This is a genomic window from Lutispora thermophila DSM 19022, assembly GCF_900142105.1.
GTDB classification, from domain to species: domain Bacteria; phylum Bacillota; class Clostridia; order Lutisporales; family Lutisporaceae; genus Lutispora; species Lutispora thermophila.
The window spans coordinates 17,805-40,047 of record NZ_FQZS01000018.1 but is presented as its reverse complement, the minus strand read 5'-3'; the positions used below and the strand labels follow the sequence as shown (position 1 = coordinate 40,047).

General features: G+C 37.2%; 24 protein-coding genes and 1 other annotated feature. Of the genes, 5 read left to right on the top strand and 19 right to left on the bottom strand.

What is annotated here, in order from left to right; translation table 11 throughout:
* The first annotated feature begins 68 nt into the window (after window positions 1-68).
* Window positions 69-1,184, top strand: a complete 1,116-nt coding sequence (locus BUB48_RS12810) for an amidase domain-containing protein (RefSeq protein ID WP_073026626.1) — start codon at window positions 69-71, stop codon at window positions 1,182-1,184.
* Here the strand turns inward: BUB48_RS12810 and BUB48_RS12805 are convergent.
* Together BUB48_RS12805 and BUB48_RS12800 are read right to left on the bottom strand one after the other, a co-directional pair.
* A complete protein-coding gene (locus BUB48_RS12805) occupies window positions 1,153-2,058 on the bottom strand; it encodes a DUF4392 domain-containing protein (RefSeq protein WP_073026625.1) in 906 nt (301 codons plus the stop codon). The genes BUB48_RS12810 and BUB48_RS12805 overlap by 32 nt on opposite strands.
* Before the next feature lie 151 nt (window positions 2,059-2,209).
* Window positions 2,210-2,533 carry a DUF3870 domain-containing protein gene (locus BUB48_RS12800; protein WP_175548422.1) on the bottom strand — a complete coding sequence of 108 codons (324 nt, stop codon included), beginning with the start codon at window positions 2,531-2,533 and terminating at the stop codon, window positions 2,210-2,212.
* 217 nt (window positions 2,534-2,750) lie between these two features.
* Between BUB48_RS12800 and BUB48_RS12795 the strand changes: the two genes are divergently transcribed.
* Window positions 2,751-3,422 (top strand): VCBS repeat-containing protein, encoded by a 672-nt coding sequence (locus BUB48_RS12795; RefSeq protein ID WP_242944216.1) that lies wholly within the window; start codon window positions 2,751-2,753, stop codon window positions 3,420-3,422.
* Here BUB48_RS12795 and BUB48_RS12790 read toward each other — a convergent pair.
* The 7 genes from BUB48_RS12790 to BUB48_RS12765 form a co-directional block, all read right to left on the bottom strand.
* Complete coding sequence (locus tag BUB48_RS12790; RefSeq protein WP_073026623.1) at window positions 3,419-4,327, bottom strand: GNAT family N-acetyltransferase; 909 nt, start codon at window positions 4,325-4,327, stop codon at window positions 3,419-3,421. The genes BUB48_RS12795 and BUB48_RS12790 overlap by 4 nt on opposite strands.
* 25 nt (window positions 4,328-4,352) lie before the next feature.
* Entirely contained in the window at window positions 4,353-4,787 is a 435-nt protein-coding gene (locus BUB48_RS12785; protein ID WP_073026622.1) for a hypothetical protein, read from the bottom strand.
* A gap of 52 nt (window positions 4,788-4,839) precedes the next feature.
* Complete coding sequence (locus BUB48_RS18135) at window positions 4,840-4,980, bottom strand: hypothetical protein (protein WP_175548421.1); 141 nt, start codon at window positions 4,978-4,980, stop codon at window positions 4,840-4,842.
* Window positions 4,958-6,514 (bottom strand): sodium/proline symporter, encoded by a 1,557-nt coding sequence (locus tag BUB48_RS12780; protein WP_073026621.1) that lies wholly within the window; start codon window positions 6,512-6,514, stop codon window positions 4,958-4,960. Before BUB48_RS12780 ends, BUB48_RS18135 begins: the two co-directional genes overlap by 23 nt.
* Before the next feature lie 191 nt (window positions 6,515-6,705).
* Window positions 6,706-6,924, bottom strand: a binding site (T-box leader).
* A 126-nt stretch (window positions 6,925-7,050) separates the two neighbouring features.
* Window positions 7,051-7,848, bottom strand: coding sequence for an ABC transporter permease (locus tag BUB48_RS12775; RefSeq protein WP_073026620.1), 798 nt, complete (start codon window positions 7,846-7,848; stop codon window positions 7,051-7,053).
* The gene (locus tag BUB48_RS12770) at window positions 7,832-8,629 is read right to left on the bottom strand and encodes an ABC transporter permease (protein WP_073026619.1); all 798 of its coding nucleotides are present in this window, start codon (window positions 8,627-8,629) and stop codon (window positions 7,832-7,834) included. Before BUB48_RS12770 ends, BUB48_RS12775 begins: the two co-directional genes overlap by 17 nt.
* Window positions 8,616-9,617, bottom strand: coding sequence for an ABC transporter ATP-binding protein (locus BUB48_RS12765; RefSeq protein WP_073026618.1), 1,002 nt, complete (start codon window positions 9,615-9,617; stop codon window positions 8,616-8,618). The genes BUB48_RS12770 and BUB48_RS12765 overlap by 14 nt, the downstream gene beginning before the upstream one ends.
* Before the next feature lie 448 nt (window positions 9,618-10,065).
* Between BUB48_RS12765 and BUB48_RS12760 the strand changes: the two genes are divergently transcribed.
* On the top strand, window positions 10,066-10,338 hold the full coding sequence (locus tag BUB48_RS12760; protein WP_073026617.1) for a thioredoxin family protein: 273 nt from the start codon (window positions 10,066-10,068) through the stop codon (window positions 10,336-10,338).
* Between the two features lie 143 nt (window positions 10,339-10,481).
* On the opposite strand, the gene BUB48_RS12755 is transcribed toward BUB48_RS12760, so the two are convergent.
* The 8 genes from BUB48_RS12755 to BUB48_RS12725 form a co-directional block, all read right to left on the bottom strand.
* Window positions 10,482-10,877 carry a hypothetical protein gene (locus BUB48_RS12755; protein ID WP_073026616.1) on the bottom strand — a complete coding sequence of 132 codons (396 nt, stop codon included), beginning with the start codon at window positions 10,875-10,877 and terminating at the stop codon, window positions 10,482-10,484.
* A 144-nt stretch (window positions 10,878-11,021) separates the two neighbouring features.
* Entirely contained in the window at window positions 11,022-12,857 is a 1,836-nt protein-coding gene (locus BUB48_RS18885) for a peptidoglycan-binding domain-containing protein (protein ID WP_073026615.1), read from the bottom strand.
* A gap of 514 nt (window positions 12,858-13,371) precedes the next feature.
* Window positions 13,372-14,592 carry an arginine deiminase gene (gene arcA / locus BUB48_RS12745; protein ID WP_073026614.1) on the bottom strand — a complete coding sequence of 407 codons (1,221 nt, stop codon included), beginning with the start codon at window positions 14,590-14,592 and terminating at the stop codon, window positions 13,372-13,374.
* Between the two features lie 93 nt (window positions 14,593-14,685).
* Window positions 14,686-15,777 carry an NlpC/P60 family protein gene (locus tag BUB48_RS12740; RefSeq protein WP_175548420.1) on the bottom strand — a complete coding sequence of 364 codons (1,092 nt, stop codon included), beginning with the start codon at window positions 15,775-15,777 and terminating at the stop codon, window positions 14,686-14,688.
* Between the two features lie 147 nt (window positions 15,778-15,924).
* A complete protein-coding gene (gene uvsE, locus BUB48_RS12735) occupies window positions 15,925-16,887 on the bottom strand; it encodes a UV DNA damage repair endonuclease UvsE (RefSeq protein ID WP_073026612.1) in 963 nt (320 codons plus the stop codon).
* A 64-nt stretch (window positions 16,888-16,951) separates the two neighbouring features.
* Window positions 16,952-17,500, bottom strand: a complete 549-nt coding sequence (locus tag BUB48_RS18965) for an ATP-binding cassette domain-containing protein (RefSeq protein WP_333782608.1) — start codon at window positions 17,498-17,500, stop codon at window positions 16,952-16,954.
* Between the two features lie 8 nt (window positions 17,501-17,508).
* Entirely contained in the window at window positions 17,509-18,606 is a 1,098-nt protein-coding gene (locus BUB48_RS12730; RefSeq protein WP_333782607.1) for an ATP-binding cassette domain-containing protein, read from the bottom strand.
* Window positions 18,607-18,912: 306 nt separating this feature from the next.
* Complete coding sequence (locus BUB48_RS12725) at window positions 18,913-19,881, bottom strand: small ribosomal subunit Rsm22 family protein (protein ID WP_073026611.1); 969 nt, start codon at window positions 19,879-19,881, stop codon at window positions 18,913-18,915.
* A 598-nt stretch (window positions 19,882-20,479) separates the two neighbouring features.
* Here BUB48_RS12725 and BUB48_RS18610 point away from each other — a divergent pair.
* Both BUB48_RS18610 and BUB48_RS19160 read left to right on the top strand, forming a co-directional pair.
* The gene (locus BUB48_RS18610) at window positions 20,480-20,608 is read left to right on the top strand and encodes a transglutaminase domain-containing protein (protein WP_139249985.1); all 129 of its coding nucleotides are present in this window, start codon (window positions 20,480-20,482) and stop codon (window positions 20,606-20,608) included.
* 3 nt (window positions 20,609-20,611) lie between these two features.
* Window positions 20,612-20,809, top strand: a complete 198-nt coding sequence (locus BUB48_RS19160; RefSeq protein ID WP_084524599.1) for a transglutaminase-like domain-containing protein — start codon at window positions 20,612-20,614, stop codon at window positions 20,807-20,809.
* 44 nt (window positions 20,810-20,853) lie between these two features.
* On the opposite strand, the gene BUB48_RS12710 is transcribed toward BUB48_RS19160, so the two are convergent.
* Together BUB48_RS12710 and BUB48_RS12705 are read right to left on the bottom strand one after the other, a co-directional pair.
* The gene (locus BUB48_RS12710; protein WP_073026609.1) at window positions 20,854-21,447 is read right to left on the bottom strand and encodes a TVP38/TMEM64 family protein; all 594 of its coding nucleotides are present in this window, start codon (window positions 21,445-21,447) and stop codon (window positions 20,854-20,856) included.
* The gene (locus tag BUB48_RS12705) at window positions 21,440-22,030 is read right to left on the bottom strand and encodes a hypothetical protein (RefSeq protein ID WP_073026608.1); all 591 of its coding nucleotides are present in this window, start codon (window positions 22,028-22,030) and stop codon (window positions 21,440-21,442) included. Before BUB48_RS12705 ends, BUB48_RS12710 begins: the two co-directional genes overlap by 8 nt.
* Between the last annotated feature and the right edge of the window lie 213 nt (window positions 22,031-22,243).

Below are 22,243 nucleotides of genomic sequence, written 5' to 3'. Positions count from 1 at the left end.
TTATTATGCCAATCTCTATATATTTAACTATTGAAAATATTATCGTATATGGCAGAGGAGCATTTTATATGATGTCCCCAAAAAACAAAATGAACAATGAAATTAAAACGAAATTTGCAATAATTACGGTCCTTTTTCTGCTTTCATTGCTGTTTTTATACAAAGGGCCCATCTATAATGTATTCAACTCCAATGAAGAAATTAAAGACTTTGTACAGCTCGTATTTGAAATAAGGAACAAAGCCATTATAGAAAGCGACTTGGAATCCATCGAGGCATTGTACGCCAAGGATTCCAAATATGGCCGCTGGGCTTATGAATATGAAGTAAGGAAGTTGAAATATATTCACAACTGGGAGCAAAAACAAGGAGTTAAATTCACGGAAATAAACCCAAAGGTAGTAATTAAAAATATCAAAAAGAGCGAAGATCATATATCTGTTACTCTGCTATGCAATACGGAGTATAAATATGTTTATGAAGATAAGCCTGACGAAATAAATGTTTCCAGAATAGGGACCTATCATATCCTTGATCTGGTCAAAAAAGATGATTTATGGTTCATATCAAAGGAATGGTATAATGACCCCTTTGCAGATTCATTGAATCTAGACAGTCCGAAAGTGGATTCCATTAAGGAATTCATATTATCCCAGGGCCCCAGAGACTTTTCCAGCATAGGTGAGAGAAGAAAAGGGGCTGTAGAATATGCAGATCGCTACTGTGGTGCTGCTAGTGAAGAACATTATGGTTATCAATACAACAAAAAATACAGAAACTACAACTCCCAGGGCGGAGATTGCGCCAATTTTGCTTCCCAGATACTCCACGAAGGCGGCAAATTCAAGAAGACCTACTCCTGGAATTATGATAAAAACGGTGCCACAAGAGCATGGCTCAATGCCCAGGGCTTTAAAGATTATATGATCAGCAGCGGCAGAGCTTCCCTCATTGCCTACGGAAGCTATGAAAAAGTTTATAAAGCTTCATATAAGCTTTTACCGGGTGATTTCGTGGCCTACGAAAAAAAAGGAAAGGTCACGCACATTTCTGTGGTGACCGGTGCTGACTCAAAGGGTTATGCTCTGGTAACCTGTCACAACACAGATAGAAACAGAGTCCCCTGGGACTTAGGCTGGAGCAACTCCAACATTAGATTTTGGCTGGTGCGAGTTCACTTCTAGTTTGATAGAATTGTTTTTCTACTGTATCTTTCAATGCCATAAATATTTTAATATTCTCTTCAAGGTTTAATCCATCTACCGTCATGGCTCTTTTCTTTGTACAGCCATCTACGGCTCCAGCTTCTACTATGCTTTTCAGCATATCTATTTCTGTATTTGCATCATGGAGAAGAGATTTTCCGGTTAGACAAGATAGACTTGCAACCAAAGCATGGGCACCCCAGTTGGAAACTCCTGCCACAATGAGATAATCAGCAGCAAAAGAGGCACAAATCAATTTACCCTTATCCACTGAGTCCTCCACAAAGCCTCGAATCTTTCCCATTCCTATCTCATTTCCGCCGTCTCCGATGGCAATAGTCTTTATGCCCTGTCTTGCTGCTTCCTCAAATAAAGGATCCATAATGGGTATAATATCACTTAAATCTTCTCCCCTCATAGAATAGCACTTGCCATCCATGGCCCTGCCCGGTCTTTCAATGGATATTATATGAGAAGGCTTATATATCTTAAGCAAATTTAAAGAAAACCATCTATTGACATCATGGTCTATTACCTTTATAGGACAACATATTCCCCTTGCCCCAGCACATTTCACCAACAGATTCTTGGAATAAATATCCGTTATGAAAATCACTTCCTTGCCTAATTCTTTCAGTGCCCCAGCCAAGGATACTGCACCTATTGGGCCATCTGTTTCTCCTACTGCCGCATCCCTTATGACAAATCCTGTAACGATAAATACGGTATCCCCTTCCATAAGACTTTCAGCAGCCTTTTTCAATTCCCCTTCCAGAAAAGCATTCTTCAGACCTCTATACTCAAGATTATCTTTTAAAATTCTCTCCAGCTCCTTAAAGCAATCTTCCCACATAGTATCAGCTCCTTATCAAAAAATAAAGACCCAGCATAACAGTAGTTAGCTGGGTCTTATTTACAGTTGTATAATGGTGTAATCCATATACATGTAAATAAAACATATGTAATTATACCTATTAAAAGTATATATCATCAATGGATCATTTTCAATTGGGTTTTGCCATCAGGTACTTGTTTCGTGCATCCTTCACTGCTGCAATAACAGCTTTCTGGGCTATTCCTAGAAACCTTTCCTTTATTTCTTCAACAATGATCTCTATATCATTTTCCAGATTATAGCCCACCAATATGGATTTTATGAAATCTGAAGTCACATCTCTTACCATATTGCATGTGACATCCACAATATTTCCATTATCCTTCTCCAATATTATTCCTACAAAAAACATATCATATATTGCAGATATAGGATCGTTTGCAGCTACCTTTGCCGTGCCTGTAATATATATTGTATTTTTGGGATAAATCAATTTGTCATCCTCCCCGTATATTATCTTATCAGCTTATAATTTCATAATATTGCTTTGTAACATATTGCACAACCCCTATCTTCAGTCATAGATTAAGCATACTGAAGGTGAGCAAAATATGGCGTTACACATATTATATCATTAAGATTCATTTTTGAGAGGATGTGAGTCCGAATTGAAAAGCTATGTGCCCATAAAAAATGTGCTGGATTTTAAAATGGGAGATGTAAATGGAGATAGAATCAAAGATTATATATACCTCATAGGAGATAAGCCTTTTGGTGATGAAAGTCCTGCCAGAAGCAACATCAGATTGATGGTTGTTGATGGATATACAAAAAAAAGGATCATAATCAGATTGAAGGAAGACCGTGGCTATAACCCTACACTTTTTTTGGGAGACTTCACAGGCAATAAGGTTGATGACATTTTGATAAGCATAGACTCAGGGGGAAGTGGAGCCACCGGCTTTTACTACATTTATACATTTGAAAACAATATTCCGCGAAAAATATTCGATTTTGAAGCCTTTGATGAGGACTTTGATTATGATGTAAACTATCTGGATAATTACAAAGCAGAGGTCATCAGCAAGGCCAATAATAAAAGATATATACTGGATCTGACCTATAAGGGACAGAAGTATTTATCAGAAATATACAATAGCGATGGCACTTTAAAAGAACCTATAATAGGCTGGGTAGATCCTTTAAGTGGCTTACATCCTATAGACTATCAAAGAAACGGAACATATGAGTTGTACGCTGAACAGTTGATTGCCGGAAGATATCATGCCGATGGTCTGGGTTATGTTCAAACATCTCTGAAATGGAATGGCAAAAGCTTTGTGACCTTTTATCAAACCGTGGGGATACCCGGGGAAGGCTAGTACCTTTCCTGGGTTAAATCATATTTATAGCATGCAACTCCTTCAATCTGATTGAAACCTTCCTGAATATATAGAGCTTTTGCTCTTTCGTTATCTGCGTTTACACATAGAATGGTTCTATCATATCCATTATCCTTTGCAAACTTAATGGAAGCTCTAAGCAAGTTTCTTCCCAAGCCTCGTCCCTGATACTGAGGCATAATGGCAAGGGGGCCTATGTTCATAATAGGCATACCTTCATGCTCGTCCTTTGATCCTCTTACTACTCCTATTGGCTTTTCATTATGGTAAAGTATCATAAGACCACCTTCTATATACTCATCAGCATATACCATTTTACAAACCTGCTCTGGTGTGACATGGGTTTCATTTCCCTTAAGATTTGCAAAAGCTGAATTTCTTACTTCACACCACGCCTCTTCATCCTTTCCTCGTCTAAAAGCCTTTATTTCATAACCTTCCGGCAGTTCATATTCAGTTACCTCAAAATCTTCTCTAATTAGCAGGTATATATGCCTTTCTATGTCAAAGCTCAATGTTTCCATCATCTCCATCAATTCTTTATTGAGCAATGGGACAAAAACATTTAACTTATCCAAGCCTTCTGCATGCTTTAATATGGCTTTGAAAAGCATATCATAATATTCGACATTCTGTATTTCCGAGTGGAATATCCTGAAACGCCCTTTTTTCCCTCTTCTGTTGTATTCATCAACTATAAGTGAAGCTACAGCCTTTATTTTATTATCTTCATCAATGGCTACATAAGTAGGGTTTTCATCATCTGGTCTGAAATTTCTCAAATCCTCATCATAGAGAAATGAATCATCAATCTCCATTTTATGCATCTTGCAATACTTTATGAAGTCCTCCAACCTATCATTTTCTAAAACTTCAATTCTCAATATTTTCTCCTTCCTTTTATTAAATTTAATCCTTGGTCAATGATTTATTTCCTTTATCAAATGGAAACAGCCTTAACTTAACAAGCATATATAATGATACTAGGCCTTCAATCACACCTATTGCAAAATAAATTACATGCAAAATGTTTATAGTTTCTAATATATAGCACTGAATAACAATCCATGCCATTAAAATGCAACCCATGGCACCGCTTAAATATGGATGAAACTTCATCTTCCTTTTTACAAACCAAAATGAAAGCAAATGTCCCAGTCCAATAACAATAAACAAAAATAATCCTGGAATCAGGAAGTTGCTAAAGGGCCCCTTTTTCAGCAGTTCAGTGCTAATACCCAAAAGTGCCTCATAGGGATCAATAATGGCTATGGCTCCTCCAAACAACGCTCCTATACCCACAAAACACAAAATAGTAGATTGAATAATATATATCCTATTCAAACTATCTCACTTCTTTCAGAATAATATACCTCAACATCCAATCTCAGACTTGCTAAGCATTTTGCCATTTTATACTTTTCACATTCATTGACATATAAACATTTAATCCCATTATATCCGAAAACATAAAAACATGATAGATGCTTATATCTACCATGTTTTCATTCATGTTAACCGTTATAAGTTTTGGCAATTTCGAATTCCTCCTGTATCTCCTTTGAAGGTTCTTCGGATAATAAAGATACTACCACTATTACAATACAGGATACAACAAAGGCAGGAAATAATTCATAGATACCCCAAACTCCTCCCATGGGTTTCAATAAAAGCTTCCATATGAAAACCATTCCTCCACCGGTTACCATACCAGCGATGGCTGCTGATCTGGTAACCCTCTTCCAGAAGAGGGAGAAGATCATTATAGGTCCGAAGGTAGCACCAAAACCTGCCCATGCAAAGGAAACTACCTTGAATATCACACTATTTTCATCCAATGCAATTATCATTGCAATAACTGATATTGCAATAAGGGTAAGCCTTGATATAAACAGAACCTCTTTATCAGTTGCTTCTTTTTTCATAATGCCATGGTATATGTTCTTTGAAAAAGCAGATGCCGCTATAAGCAGATAAGAATCCGATGAGCTTATGGTAGCCGCTAAAATGCCTGCCATCACTATTCCTGCAAATATAGGCATGAAGAAATTAGTTGACATCAATACAAATATGCTCTCTGATGCGCTCTGTGTAAGCAATGCATACGGGTATAACCCCCTGCCAATGATTCCAATTGCTACAGCCGCAACCAGAGAAATGGCACACCATATTGTTCCTATTCTCCTTGACAGCTTAAGTTCATCGGCATCTCTGATAGCCATAAATTTCAGCAATACCTGAGGCATACCAAAGTATCCCAATCCCCATGACAAAGTTGAAATGATGGTCAATAATCCATATTTGCCTTCCTCTCCGAATAAAGGCATGCCTGCTTCCACCTGTTGAACTCCATCTACCAGTAAAGGCTGGGCTATTCCAAAGAAATCCAAAAATCCTGGAATGGACTTCACATTTTCAATGACAGCTGACACTCCTCCTGATTTTGATACTCCTGTTATAAGAACTACAGCAAGAGCAATTATCATAACAACGCCTTGCATAAAGTCTGAAGCACTTTCTGCCAAAAATCCTCCTATGAATGTATAGAAAACAACAAACAAAGCTCCTGCAATCATCATGGTTATATATTTAGCTCCAAACAATGTACTGAAAAGTTTTCCTACAGTGACAAAGCAGCTGGCTGCATAGACACTGAAAAATATTAGAATGAAAAGAGCGGCTATGGTCATAATCACCTTTTTTTCTTCCTTAAATCTGTTGCTTAAAAAGTCAGGAATAGTTATGGCATTACCTGCCAAGTGAGAATATCTTCTAAGCCTTTTTGCCACAAACAACCAGTTTAAATATGTTCCTACCAATAACCCTATTGCTGTCCAAATTGCATCACTTAAGCCAACCCAATATGCTACTCCCGGAAGCCCCATCAAAAGCCATCCGCTCATATCGGAAGCCTCAGCGCCCAATGCAGTGAACCACGGATTAAGAGATCTTCCTCCTATAAGATAATTATCACTGCTCTCATTGGCACGCTTGGCATAATATAGTCCAATTCCAACGACTACTGCCATATAAAAAATCATGGCAACAAGAATCTGAATACTGCCTTCCATAGTATGACCTCCTACTTCGAATTATAATTATGCAAAAATGTAATTATATTGAACTCTATCCATTGCCCTCCTCTCCTTCAAGTAAAGCAAAACCTTCATCCAAACCAAGGGACGAAGGCAATTCGCGGTACCACCCAAGTTGAATAGATAAGAGCAAAGCAACCATTTAACTACAAAAACCTTCATCCCAGACAAGGGACGAAGGTCATTCGCGGTACCACCCAAGTTAAATAGATTGCATTAATACATCTATTCCTCTTTAAGTCCATAACGCGGACCAGACGGACAAACTTTTCATTTGCAGCTCGGAGGGTGGGTTCAATAGAAATAATCTTAGAAAACCTCTCAGTCGATGGGTCTTCCTTCCTGTTAGAATCTTCCTATTTACTATTCCTCTTCATAGCCTTCAATATTTATGATTAAGTATACATACCATCGTATAAATTGTCAAATATTTTTTTGAAATTTATGCAATTTTCTAAACAATCTTTATCTAATATACAATTTTATGTTATATTAATTGATTACAATTCATATCATAATTTACTTATTATAAGATTTCCTGACTCATACTTTTTCAATCCTCTGTAGAACATTACATAGGCTATAACTATCCATAGAAGGGTTACGGCCAAAACTCCAAGCAGCCTGACTATTGAAAACTGCATTATAATCTCTGCAGGAATGTGAACTATAAAAGCTGTAGGAATTACTGTATATATAATAAACTTAACTACTCCAGTAAAAATCCCTTTGGGGTAGATACCGAAGGTTATAAGAAAATCTGTAACCAAATGTGCCAGCCCTTCCACATTTCCTGAATAAAAACTTAATGCATGGAAGGAAATCCTGACACAAGCCAGTATGAGTCCACCGGTTACACAAAACAGCAAAAACAACATGAATCCTTTCATATCAAAACCTCTTATGAGAAAAAACATAATTATGCCATATAAGGTATCTCCCCATGCTGAAACCTCAGTTTTTGAGCAGACTATGTTCATAAGAGGATCTCTAGGCTGCAGCAGATATGTGTCCAGTTCTCCATTTAGTATCATCCTGGTGATGTTGCTTATATTTCCAAAGGTTATGAAGCAAATTCCGAAACTGGTGGATGATATGGCCCAAAGCATCATCTCATCTCTGAAAGTGTATCCTCCTATGGTATTTACATTGTTGAAAAGTATCCACCAGAAGAATATAAAGGCTGAGTTGTTGAGCATCATACCGAAACATTGGATTAAGAAGCTGGTTCTGTATTCCATGGCAGAAGAAATATTGAATTTCAAATAATACAGCATAAGCTTCAGGCTTTTTCTAACCTCCGTTAACATTGAGATTTCTGACCCCCTTCCTATATAGGAACATGGCTAACACGAAAAATGCTCCAAGATATAATAATTGTATAGAAAACTGACTCCAAAAAGTCATAAATGAAAAATCCACAGCCAGCCTTGCAGGAACATAAGTCACATAAGCAAAGGGCATGTACTGAGATAAACTTTGAAGCCATTTAGGAAAAAGCTCTATAGGCATGAGCATGCCTCCTATGGTGAATATCAATTTGGAATAAATCCAGAAAAAGGCACTATTTTCTTCCACCCAAAAGGATGTTAATGCAAGACACAGGTATATGAAGAAGTTTATAGTACAACCTGCAAGCAAGGATAATATAATAAAGGGAAGATGCATTATGTTGAAACCTTCCAAAGCTCCTGCAAATATAAACCCTATTGCCAGACCTATAATGCTATTGGATAGAAGGGTTATCCCTATCTCTCCCACAAAATATGAAAAACAGTAAATGACGTAGTTATATGGCTTGTTCAGCAAATAAGCAACATTCCCGCTTTTCACATCATTATTTACTTGATTATGCAGGTCTGTTCTTGATAGAGTCACAAGCTCTGTAACAACCAGATACCATATCATTGCCTTAAAAGTAAGCCCTCCTATTGTGGCTGTTCCCTTCTGAGCATATATTGTTCTCCAGAGCATCATGTAGACAAACATAATAAATGCGAAAAACACATTTCTACTAAGGAAATTCCAAAAGTATACCAGACTATTGACCATTGTTATCTTGGATACTTGCCAATACTTATACCATTTCATCTATACCACCTTCCTTGCTCTGCCTATATATGAAAGATATTATCTCTTCCAAGGGAGGATCCGATATTACTATGTCATCCACCTTGCCTAGTTTTATTAACTTTTCTAGAACTTCTTCAATATCCTGCTTTGAAGTATCTACCTGAACCTTCAGCGAATCAGCTTTGTGCTTTAGAATATTTAAATCCCCTTTTTCTACATTTACCGGCTCATTATATTTAATGCTTATTACCTTTTTATTGAGGTAATCATGTTTAAGCTTCTTTATACTTTCATTGAGCACAACTTCTCCATGGTTTATTATTATTGCTCTTTTGCACAACTGTTCTATATCGCCGGCATCATGGGAAGTGAGGAATATAGTTGTCTTTTCTTCCCTGTTAAGCCTCAATATGAGCTCTCTTATGTTTTGCTTAACCACCACATCAAGGCCTATGGTAGGCTCATCCAGAAAGATTATTTCAGGCTCATGCAAAATAGATGCAGCTATCTCGCAACGTATTCTCTGCCCTAAAGATAACTTCCTTACCGGAACATCCATTAACTCCTCAATTTCAAATACTTCTTTCAAAAAATCTATTCTCTTTTTCAGTTTTACTTTATCTATCTCATATATACTTCCTAATAGGTTGAAACTGTCCAAAGGCGGCAGATGAAACCAAAGCTGAGACTTCTGCCCGAAGACTGTACCAATTTTATAGGACAACTCTTTTCTCTGTTTCGTCGGATCCAACCCTAAAACCTGTATAGTTCCTGAAGAAGGCTGCAGTATCCCTGTCATCATCTTTATTGTTGTGGATTTTCCTGCACCGTTAGGACCTATGAAGGCTAATATCTCACCCTTTTCTACCTCAAAGGAAATATTGTTTACTGCCTGAATATCTCTGAAGGAAGGAGAGAAAATAGATCTTAAACTACCTTTTAATCCTTCATCTTTGGTTTTTACTTTGAATGTTTTGCATAGATTTCCAACCTTTATTATGCTCATAGTACCCCCACCTCTCCTATAAAAAAAATAAAAGCCCGCAACGAATCCTCCAACAATAGAGACTCGTCCTTCGGGCTTTTGTCCCAAAAGTGTAGATCTTATCCTGTATCGCTCGGACCTGACGCATGAAACCGGAACCCTAGATACACTCTCTATAAAATTTTATTATATTACAAATATTAAATCTGTCAAGATATTTCATTCAAATATCACTTTATAATTAGCTTTCTCCTGCAATAATTTCCTTCCTAAAATACTTTTATAGCAGGTTAATTCAAATGACAACATTATTAACCACCCCATGCCTCTGAATAAACCCTGAAAAACATTATTTGCATAAGAATCAATTATAATTAGTTGGATAACTTTTATATTTTTTTATAGAATAATTATTGAATAACCATTATATGCACTATAGATAAAAAGAATTACAAAGAAAGGTGATAATATGGAAAAAAACTTATTATTTATCCTTAAATCATGCCCTTACTGCAAACAGGCTCTATCCTGGATGGAGGAGTTGAAAAAAGAAAATCCTGCTTATGAAGAAGTTGCTTTTACAATTATAGATGAGAAGGAAAACCCTGATATTGCTGATAAATACGACTATTACCTTGTGCCTACATACTATGTCAACGGTAAAAAAGTCCACGAAGGAGCTGCCTCTAGGGAAATAGTTGAAAACATACTCAAAGAAGCAACCTTGAGTTCTGAAAAATAGGAAAAGATTCCTTTGGAAGCGTTTATAACAATCAAGGCAGCCTTTCTTGAAACCCATTACGGAAAGTTTATATTAAGGTGGAATTATACTTTCTATGGTTTATAAAATCGAGTAGGGCAAAGTTCTTTGCTTTGCCCTTATGACTATTCCAAAAGATTCTCCAATTGCTCTTTCCTGTTTTCCTGCTTTTGAACAGCGTTTTCAAGGGTAATATCGTCCATGTGATCTTTGTTATGATCCAGATAACCATTAGTATACGCTATTCTCTTTTCCAAAGCTTCTATATTATCTTCCCTATCCTGTGCGCCATTGACTATCAAATCTTTAAGATTTTCCATTCTTTCTTCTCGGTCTTTTTGGACCTCAAATGCGTGTTGAAGCTGATCCAGGCTTGCAATATCTTTATGTTCCTCTAAGTGTCTTTGAGTTCTTACATATTTATTGTTAATATTTAACAGCTCTTCAATTCGCCTTTCATTGGTCTTTTTGAGATCTTCCAAACTGTCTTCTCTTTGTCTTCTCCTATCATCATTGCTCATAATATTCCTCCTCAATAATTTATTCAGTTTTATTATTTGAATTATTGAAGATAATTAAAGAAGTATATTTTATGAAATAAATATATGGAAATGAAAAAATACCACTTACAGCATATGTTACTGCAAGTGGTATTTTTGTAAAATTTATTCTGATTTTATTTCCATAACTCCTGAAACAGAGCTTGCTTCATCCATAGTAAATGTGGCTTTTACTTCTTCGTTGACAAAGTATACATTGCCTTCTATCTTTGCACCTCTTAATTGGACATTTGGTGCCGCAACATAAAGATCACCCTTAAATGTACCATTTTGTATTCTTGTCGAAGGGCTTTTAACAGTTAGTTTTGGTGCTGCCAAAGTATATCTGTCAAGAACATTTTTGTTTTCGTCCTGTGAATAAAGAGCTAATTTACGATCCACTTTTTCCTTGTTTATGAATTCTCCATCCATTACAAGCTCTTTATCTGTAGTAAAATCATTTACTAGAATTACAATCCATGTACCGTCTTTACTCATAGCCTTTAGCAATGATACTTCATCAGTTACAACTGATGCGCTGGTCACTGCATCTGCTTTCACTGGAGCAACAGCTTTAGCAGCTTCCACTATTGCAGAAACATATCCGTATGTGTCTACTAAAGTAGCTCCGCTTACTGCATCAACCATCTTATCTGCTGGTGTGCCTGCAAGAATCTTTTCCAGCTCTGCTACAGTTTTGCCTGTTACATAAGCCTGTATTGCATCTAAGGATTTGTCAACAGGAACTGTGGAACCTGCCTTTTGTGCCATGTTAGCACTATAGGTTGCTGCATTGGCCCTCTTGGACAGTAACACTTGCCCTTCTGCAAAGTTTTTGCCAAAATCTGAATCTGAATTTGGAACTCCTACAAAGCTGTCGGCAGCTCCTACTTGGTAATCATCAAGTATTGCGCCAACTATTTTATCTCCTGATACAGCAGTAATGGCTATTGTGAAACATTTGGTTCCATGAGCTGCATATTCAACTTTGCCTAGTTCTATTGACTTTGCTGTCTCTGCATCAACTCTTGTTGTTTCCTTAGCTGCTTTAGCAGCTTCCACTATTGCAGAAACATATCCGTATGTGTCTACTAAAGTAGCTCCGCTTACTGCATCAACCATCTTATCTGCTGGTGTGCCTGCAAGAATTTTTTCCAGCTCTGCTACAGTTTTGCCTGTTACATAAGCCTGTATTGCATCTAAGGATTTGTCAACAGGGACTGTAGAACCTGCCTTTTGTGCCATGTTAGCACTATAGGTTGCTGCATTGGCCCTCTTGGACAGTAACACTTGCCCTTCTGCAAAGTTTTTGCCAAAATCTGAATCTGAATTTGGAACTCCTACAAAGCTGTCGGCAGCTCCTACTTGGTAATCATCAAGTATTGCATCTACTATCTTATCATCTACCATTGCTACTGCAGCAACTGTGAAGCACTTTGTGCCATGAGCTGCATATTCAACTTTACCAAGTTTTACAGATACCTTGCCATCAGCAGGGGCTGGAGTTGGTATTGGTGTTGTTGAAGGGGACGGTTCTGTAACCTTTGCAACATTTCCTATATTCAGCTTTGCAATAGTCTTTGGACCAACTATGCCGTCAGCCTTGAGACCATTTTTGCCTTGGAAGTCCTTGACTGCAGCTTCAGTCTTCTTACCAAAGATCCCATCAACCTTCAATTGATATCCATGGTTGTTAAGAACTTCTTGCAATAACTTGACATCTCCACCATATGAACCGAAAGCAATCAATCTGGCAATCTCCGATGCTGTTTCGAAGGAAACAGGAGTCTTTGATCCGGTTGATGCTTTAGCTGTACTTGTAGTTGGTGAAGGAGTTGCTTGTCCTGTAGCTGCAGACACAACATCTACACCAAAGGGGCCAAGCGTTGGGCCGCCTAATGCTACAGAAAGCAATAATACAGCCACTAATACATAGGATAATTTTTTTACTCTGGTTTTCAAAGAATACCCTCCTTGTGGTTTATTTTGAAGGAAACCTCTCCTTTCATACGGGAGATGCTCCCTTTCAATCTTTTAATTAACTTCCCTACAACCTGATAATATGTATATGCTTATGTATATATATTTAATACCAAATTTATGCTTATATGATTGCATATTACTTTTTATGCTTAATTTATACATTATTCTGCTGACAAGAATCACCTATGTTTGTGATTTATCTAACTAGTTGAAATATAGTCATGCCTTTAGATTATAGTATATTATCTTTTTAAAGGATTTTCAATGTATTTTTGTTAATTCTGTTTGCTATTTCCATCCAAATTTTATTCATTATAAACCAAACTATATTCATATATTTACTTTTAATACAAATCTTTTGCACTATAGTACATAAATAATGGGCAATTCGCCCATTATTTATGTATCTTTCTTGATTATTTTATTTTTTATAATTTGAAACACAACATATTGCTTTTTGGCGCTCAGGTTGCTAACTTCCAAACTGGGACAATCAGAATTCTCTGATAAGGGGCATGCTCATACATCTGGGACCTCCCCTGCCTCTGGAAAGTTCATAGGATTCAAACTCCAAAACCTCTACATTATTTCTTGCTAGTGCTTTATTGGTCACGTGGTTTCGGTTATAGCAAACAACCTTTCCAGGTGATATGGCTAACGTATTGCTGCCGTCATTCCACTGTTCCCTACCGGCTGCAATGGCATCCCCGTCACCGCATCTTATCAGATTAACTGCCGATAATTTTAAATACTTTTTAAGAATGGCTGATAACCTTTCCTGTTCATGTTTTATGTTAAGCTCTTTATTTTTACCTAGAGTAATGCTGTAAACATCTAAGGGATTTTCTATACCAGGGTAAATAGTAAACTGATCATAATCAACCATGGTAAAAACAGTATCCAGATGCATAAAAGCCCTGGCTTTAGGAATATCAAATGCCAATACTGTTTTAAAACCCTGTTCCGAATTGAGAATATTACTGGATAATGTTTCAATAGCCATGGGGCTTGTTCTGTCACTTATGCCTATAGCTACAACATCTTTCGATAACACCAGAATATCTCCGCCTTCAATGGAATAGGTGTTATCCCTGTCATACCATTTAGGCACATCTTTAAACCTGGGATGATATTTAAATATGTACTTTGCAAACAGGGTCTCCCTGTTTCGAGTCTCATTGGCCATAACATTTAAAGAGATTCCATGCCCTATGGATGCAAAGGGGTCCCTTTGGAAATACAGATTAGGTATTGGGTCCAGATAGAAAGGATAAGGATTCTTTACCATATCTCCTAGGGATTTTGGCCTTATATCCTTCAGTTCTTCTTTCCTTACTCCTGCTATACATTTTATTATCAAATCCTCCGGTGAATATTGATCAAAGAACTCAAGCAAAGCCTCCTTAAGCCCTTCCGTGCCGGCTTTCCCTTCTCTGATAAAGTCTTTTAGAAATTCGTCCCTTATCTTTTGGTCTTTCAAAACCTCAACCATCAAATCCGTAAGATATAGGACCTCCACACCTTCTTTTTTCAGTATATCCGCAAACTGATCATGTTCTCTGCGGGCCTGCTCCAAATATGCTATTTCATCAAACAAAAGCCTTCCTAGATAATCAGGTACAATATTTTCTATTTCCTCACCGGGGCGATGAAGAAGAACGGATTTCAACTTTCCTATCTCATTAAAAACAGAAATACTATGATTTAGAACCATGAACATCACCCTTTCCTAATGTGTTCTAAACCATAGTTTCTTCATATGAAAACTTCATTATTCTCTTATCTGTATTGCCATTTGGAGCTTACATCAGAAAACCCTCTTGGCAGTGTAATAGCATTTCTGATAATATCCAGACAAAAGAGTGGTCTTCTTTACCACATCTCCTGTTTGTGGTGAATGCACAAATTCACCGTTGCCCACATATATGCCTACATGATGTACATTCTTGCCGTCTCTGGCGAAGAATACCAGATCTCCATATGCCAAGCTCTCCTTCGGTACATATGTGCCTACCTTGGATTGGGCACTTGCTGTTCTTGGCAGGGCTATGCCAAGCTTGCCATATATGGAATAAACTAGACCAGAGCAATCATAACCTTTAGGCCCTGTACCACCCCACTGATAGGGCTTTCCCATTTCCTGAGCTATAAGCTCTTCAAGTTTCATCTTCATAGCCAATTCCCGTCTGCTGGTTCCTTCTCTGGATACTATTATAGAATTGCCGGATGCAATGGCTTTATCATACATCCTTTTTATAAGAACTATTGCTTCTTCCCTTGATGTATTATCCAAAGGATTAAACATGTTTCCGCCTACTCCGTTTATTACTTCGATTCCATAAAGATAAGCAACTGCTTCCCTTGCCCAAGGAGAAATAATATTCTGATCTCCAAATACATGATTGCTTATAATGGAATAATCATACCCCGGTTTCGCTGCTTTCAAAGTACGATACATCATGACACTGATGTCCTGCCTGGTTATGGCTTCATCAGGTGCAAACTTTCCTTCTCCTACTCCCTTCACTATGCCTAATCTATTTGCCTTTATTACTTCTGGATTTTGGGTATCTATGAAGGGACTTTCAGTTTCTAAAGTATACTTTTCGGCTTTCAAAGCCTCATATAACTTTATAACAGCTTCACTGAATTCTTCTCTTGTTATATTCTTTCCATATTCTCCCTGAATTTTTTCTGGTATAAGATATAACTGCTTAGCTTTATAAATCTCCTCTTTAGCCCATTCACTTGGAATATCCTCTTTATTAAGAGACACTTGATAATTTGCCTGTAATGCTGAATCAGCATATGTAATGTTTGTAATTATTGTAATAGCAATAATTATAAACATAAAAACCAAGCTATTTTTGCTGCATATCTTCCTCATTAATTGCTTCATCCTTTCCTGCGACGTTGGGGAGTAGTGATTTGTTCCAAAGCAATAGCTCATTTTTATGTTAACATAATATCATATATTTTATTATCTGTGTCAACTTTATTCTTCCATGGGCGTAATTGTATGGTTTAATACCCATTATATGTTTATTTAGATCTCAAATTCTCCTTCATTAATTTTCTTTATTCCTTCTATCTTCTCAAGTTTGTTGGAGAGATTCAATAAAGCCACATCTTTATTCTTAGCTTCCAGCATTACATCAAAATCTCTTCCTATTTTCTTAGCTATATCCAAGAAGCTTCTGAATTCATCAACATCAATATCATCTGCATGGCTTCTAAAGTTCTTAGGGTTTTTTGAGCTTGAAAAATGTACTTTAGGATTAAAGGCTTCTCCATTCCATGTATCAAAGATCTCAGGCAAAAGATCCTCAAGGTCCTCTCCATTATTAACACATCTGTGATGATGAACATCTAAAACCATAGGCACCTTTAATTCTTTACATATATTCAGCACATCATAGGCAGTATAAGATTTGTCATCATTCTCGAGAATTAACCTCTTTCTGATTCCATCAGGAAGCATCACGAAGTTTTCCTTAAACCTCTCAATGGATTCTTCCTTGTCCTTATATAAGCCACCAATGTGTATCACAAGCTTATACTTATAATCTTCAAGGCCCATGGCTTCAAATACTCTCACATGATACTCCAGATCCTTTATAGAGCTCTTCACAACCTCTTTTGATTTAGAATTTATCAAAGTGTAATGACCTGGATGAGCGCTAACTCTGAAATCCCTCGACTTTACAAAGTCCCCTATTTCCTTAAACTCTTTTTCGAAGTCCTTTGCATAATCCCATCCCTCTGTAAGAGGATGAGTAGCAAGAGGCACCAACTTGGATGTAAATCGGAAAACCTTTATATTGTATGCCTCATTATATCTTAGGATTCTGAGGGTATTATGAAGATTCTTCTGTGTTATCTTCCTAAGCTTATATAACCTGGTATCATCATCCGACAACTTGCTAAAGTTTGCAACCGTCACAGTTGTTGAAGGGGAGCAATCAGCCAAATTGAGAGTCATTGCCACATATCCCAGTCTAAAAATCATAAAATACCACCTTGTAAAATTATCTATGAAAGCTCCCCCTTATTATTACCATAGTCTTAAATACTTAAAAGCTTTTCAAAATATTATCAAGCTCTCTCAGTTCATCCATTATCTTGAAATATTCCTTATTCAATGCTTCCACATCATCATTCTTAGATGGCATAGACAATCTGCCTATGACTTCCGAAAGCCTATTCCTCAACAACAGTACCTGCTTTTCAATATCTTCTTTAGTCTCATTTCCAGACTTTTTTCTTTTCTCCAGATATTCTGCATAATTGCCCGAAAACATCCTTATTTTCATGTCTTCAATCGTCATGATATGATCTGCCAAAGCATCAACAAATCTACGGTCATGGGAAACAAACAATAATGTGCCGTTATATTCCCTAAGGCTTTCCTCCATAACCTCAAGGGAGTTTATATCCATATAATTGGTGGGTTCATCAAGTATCAGCAGATTAATATCCTGCAACAGCATCTTGGCAAAGGAAACTTTCACCTGTTCTCCTCCGCTTAGCACATGAACCTTTTTGTAAACTTCATCTCCCCTGAAAAGCAGTCTAGCAAGCAATAATCTTGCGAAACTTTCAGGATATATGCTGCTTTCCATCACATTTTCTATGATGCTAAGATTTTATTGAGAATATCCATTTCCTGACTGAAGTATCCTATCTTGGCTCCTTTAGCAATTCTTATTGAGGCATCATTGTCCATAATCATCTTTATCAGAGTTGTCTTGCCACATCCATTTGGACCAATCAAAGCGACTTTAGAATTATTGTAGATGCTGAAGGAAGCCTCTTTAAATATGATTTTTTCACCAAAGACCTTTGTAATATTCTTCCCCTCTATAATTATTTTGCTATGGAGTCTGTCTCCTTCCTGAATATCCAGCTTTATTTCAGGCTGCTCCTTAGGCTTTTCTTTTACTTCAAGGTGTTGAATTCTTTTTTCCACATTCTTAACTGCCCTCTCCAAAGCTGCTTGGGATTTCTGTGGTCCCATCTTGTGGAGTCTCGCCTCAGAATTTCCCATCCTTTTTGGCGTTTTTCTCATGCTCTTCACATTCCGCTTTAATCCTTCAATAACGCCTTCAAGCCTCTTTTTCTCTTTCACATATTCCTCATATTCAAGTTGGGCTCTTTCTCTTTCATGAATCTTTTGGTCCCTGTATGCGCTGTAATTGCCATTGTATAATTTTATTTTGCCATCTTCTATTTCCAAAATCTCATTGCATATCTTATCCAAAAAGTTTCGATCATGGGATATGACCATCAAGGCACCATTGTACTCCATGAACTTTTCTGCCATTAGCTCAATGCCTTCCATGTCTACATTGCTGGTAGGTTCATCTGCCAGTATCACAGAACTGTTGTCATCCAAAGCCGCCGCCAGTTTGAACCTTGTCTTCTCTCCACCGCTCATATGCTCATTCCAAACAGTTCCAACACCAAATCTTGAAGCCATCTCACTGCTTATATTCTGCCTTTCGGCAGGCTCCAGCTGGGATATATACGCTACCCTTCCATATAGCTTTACCTGACCTTCATCGGGTTCAAGCCTACTGCTCAATATATTGAGCAGTGTAGTTTTGCCTGCTCCGTTTATGCCAACTACTCCTATTCTATCTTCCGAATGAACTTCCAAATGCTCAAAATCCAATATCAACTTATCACCAAAATATTTTTTAATATTATTGCACTCAATCAATAACATAAAAAAATCCTCCCTTTCTTTAGAGAGGATAGTATTCCATATAATATGCAAATGCATAATAAATTAGACCACACTAAATAGAAGCTGGCAGACTTTATCTGTCAGTCTTCACTATTCATTAAGCATATTATGAAACAAGCCATTTGCAGCTTCAGAATACTATCCACTCATAAGCATGACTACAAAGCCTTTTCCCAAGACCTCATCATATAACCGTATTTATCATCCTATGAAGTGAACTTATATTCTCATCGCTGCAAATACCTTACCTTTCTTAATTTTTACTAAATTATACAATTATACAAGCTATATTGTCAACCCAAATTCATCGCCCCAGTTGGCTTTCCTTGCTTTTTTATATAATTCCCCATCCTTCTTGGTGATATTCACTTTCCTTATTCCATCCGGACAGCAGATATCAAGGGTCACTCTTCCCTTCTCAATGATGGGATGCCTTAATATACGTCCTTCCGGCTTACTGTATTGTTGAGGGGCTATAGCCAAGTATGTGAACTTTTCATCCTCATAAGGTAATTCTCCCTCTTTTAATAAACGATGCAGTTTGCTTCTGGGTATTCTACAGCTAAAGTGACACCAATCATTCTCTGGAATCCCACACCCATTTTCATGGGGACAGGGTGAAATTATGTGAGCTCCCTTAGTCAGCATATACTCTCTCATCCTTTTTAACTGAAAATATGCCTCTGAGGTTCCTGGCTCCACAATCAGCAATATTTTATCCGCTGACTGCCACAGCTTATCTAAAGCTTTAATTCTTTCTTTTTCTGTGAGTTCATTCAATACATAGGAAGCAATGACCAAATCTGCTTTCTCTGGAATTTCATCCATGGCGAGGTCATAATTCACCCATTCCGCATTTCTCAAAACTGGAGAACCCTCTCGCATCATCCTCTGGCCTACCTGAACCATTGCCCTCTCCCTTTCCAGGCATAGGATTCTTTTTAAAGGAATTAGGGAATCAGCGGCCCAAGATGCAGTGCCTGTCCCTGCACCAACATCCATCAATGATTCTATTTTACAATTGATAAGGTTGAGAGTATATCTCAGGGCTGTGTAAACAGCCCCATATGTTGCTGGCATCCTTACCACCGAATAAGCTGCCGCTTCGTTACTGCTGGTAATCAATCTTCTTCCTTCTTTGCTCTCATTTCTATATCTTTTACTTAGCATTTGAGCATCCTGCTTTAATTGCTCATGTCTAATTCCTGTAATCTCATTTTCTATGGCTATTCTAAGTCCAATAGGCAACTCCATTGACACTACCTCCGCTCTAGCTATGCTCTATGAAATGTCTATAAAAACCCCAGATCTGCTATCTGCTTCGTTGAATTATACCATAATAATAACCTAACTTCATATATCATTTCTAGCTTGTTCTCTTATTGGTCATAGGCTGTGCCGAGGGCTACGCCCCAGAGCTTTTGTTGACAGCATTTTGCACATGATGGTAATATATACTTGATATTTTGGCATATTTCCGCATGTTTTCTAAACTTGGACAAGGCTCTATTTGGCAGAAAATTCAACCTTGCGGATGTTAATCCAACTCATGTCCTTATCTCATCCGTCTATACATGTTGATTCTCCCAAAATAGGAAAATCCACAGAACATCTATCGGACTAATGCTAAATTGCAGAATGGAGACTTACTAATGGAGAAACGCTTGTTATCAAGCTTTCCAGTATATATTATTTTTTATCCATTATACCGGTTTGTAGAGGCTCTACATATGAGATACTTGAATACAACAAAAAAGAGTATGCTAAATATGAAAATTATCCTGCCGTGCTGGAATATTATCTGAGAGAGGATAATGCGACCAGCGGCTTGAAAACCCCTGAGTTTATTAAATTGGCTGAAGAAATTACGGCAGTATGTACTACAGATTATGAGAAAGCAGGAAAAATCTTTTATTGGGTTGCAACAAACATGTGGTATGGCTTCAAACTTACTGAAAAAACTTACAATACTATACTATGAAGAATTCTGTATGCAAGATTTGAACACTGCAGTGATTATTGTACATCAACCATCAGACTGCTTCGTGCTGTAGGCATACCTGCCAGAATAGAAACTGGAAATGTGTTTAGGTTAACCAATGGATCTCATGCTTGGATTTTTGCATATAATGTTCCAATCTTAAGGAAGTCATCATACCTGAAAGTAAACTTAAATCAATAGGAAATCGGGCATTTTATTTGTGTACCTCCCTGCAATTAGATTTCTTAACCCCACCATCTGATAATTGTATCCATTGAACCGACAACCGATGAAACCAGAATCCCCCAAGGCCGAGTAAAAATAACGATGGTAAGAAATTTGCTGAATTTTATATTGCTGAGCCCTGCCACAATGCAAATTGCATCATCGGGAAAGAAAGGAAGGAATAACATTATAGCCAGCAGCATCTCTCCTTTCATTGCAAGAAGATGTCCATATTTGATTGTAACTTTGTCATTTACAAACCTGTCAGCAAAGGGCTTCCCAAACTTTCTTGCCAGCGCAAACACAATGATAGACCCTAATATTATTGCAGTTGTGCTGATGATAAAGGACTTCCATAAACCAAATATCATTGCTCCTGCCGCTGAACTTACATTGCTCGGTATTGGTGCAAAAATGACAGAAGCAAGCTGGACAATGAAAAACACCAAATCTGCTTTTGCTCCAAAGCCGGCTATATATTTTCTAAACTCCTCCAATGATGTAAGGACCTGCATAATGCCACTTACTTTTACATATACCCCTATACAAATTAACGCTCCAATAACCACTAAAACCCTAAAAATATGCTTTAGTTTCTCCGCCCTGTTACTCATATACGGTGCTTAACCCCCTGATAAGACTTTTTGCCCCGGCAAAATCTCTCTTTCTTTGCTTGTAACCTTTTAAGTCTCCTTTATATACAACATTGCTTTTGATATTCAATAGGCTTTGGGGTCTTACCAGGTTTCTAGGCATATTAAAATCTACAATTCCTATTTCATTTAAAACATAATAAACAAATTCTGAACAAAGGAAATGTTTATCATCCCATGTCCCAATATTAAGTAAATTACATAAAAGTCCTTTGTAATTGTATTTGTAGAGATGGCTGTTAGTATAAAACCGTTTTATTATGCTTTGAGCCTTCTTGTATTGCTCATCCGAAACTTCCACCTCCAACACCATACAGGGTACTTTCTTATGAAGCTTGTAAACTCCTCTATCTATATATTCCCTCCTGAAGGCCCCAATGAAAGGATTATATGTATATTTCCTCCCAAAACCGTACATATGTTTTAGGTCCCTATCCAAGGAAATTGCAGCATGGGTATATTCATCCTTCATAAATAGCCTTACAAGCCTTGAAACTAAAGTTTTGGTTCTAACAAGGACAATATAAATATGCTTTTTATCCATGATTCATAAACTCCTTTTTATGTGATGCATTTATTATGCAATAAGGAGTTTAACAATCATTAAACAATATCTTAATATTATCTTAAATTTGCTTTAAAACTTTATGTATATTGACATACATACTTTTTAGAAATAAGGAAGGCTTTCTTTGGAAGCATTTTATCAATCAATGAAGCCTTTCTTGAAATGCTTTTGCGGAGAGTATAAATTAAA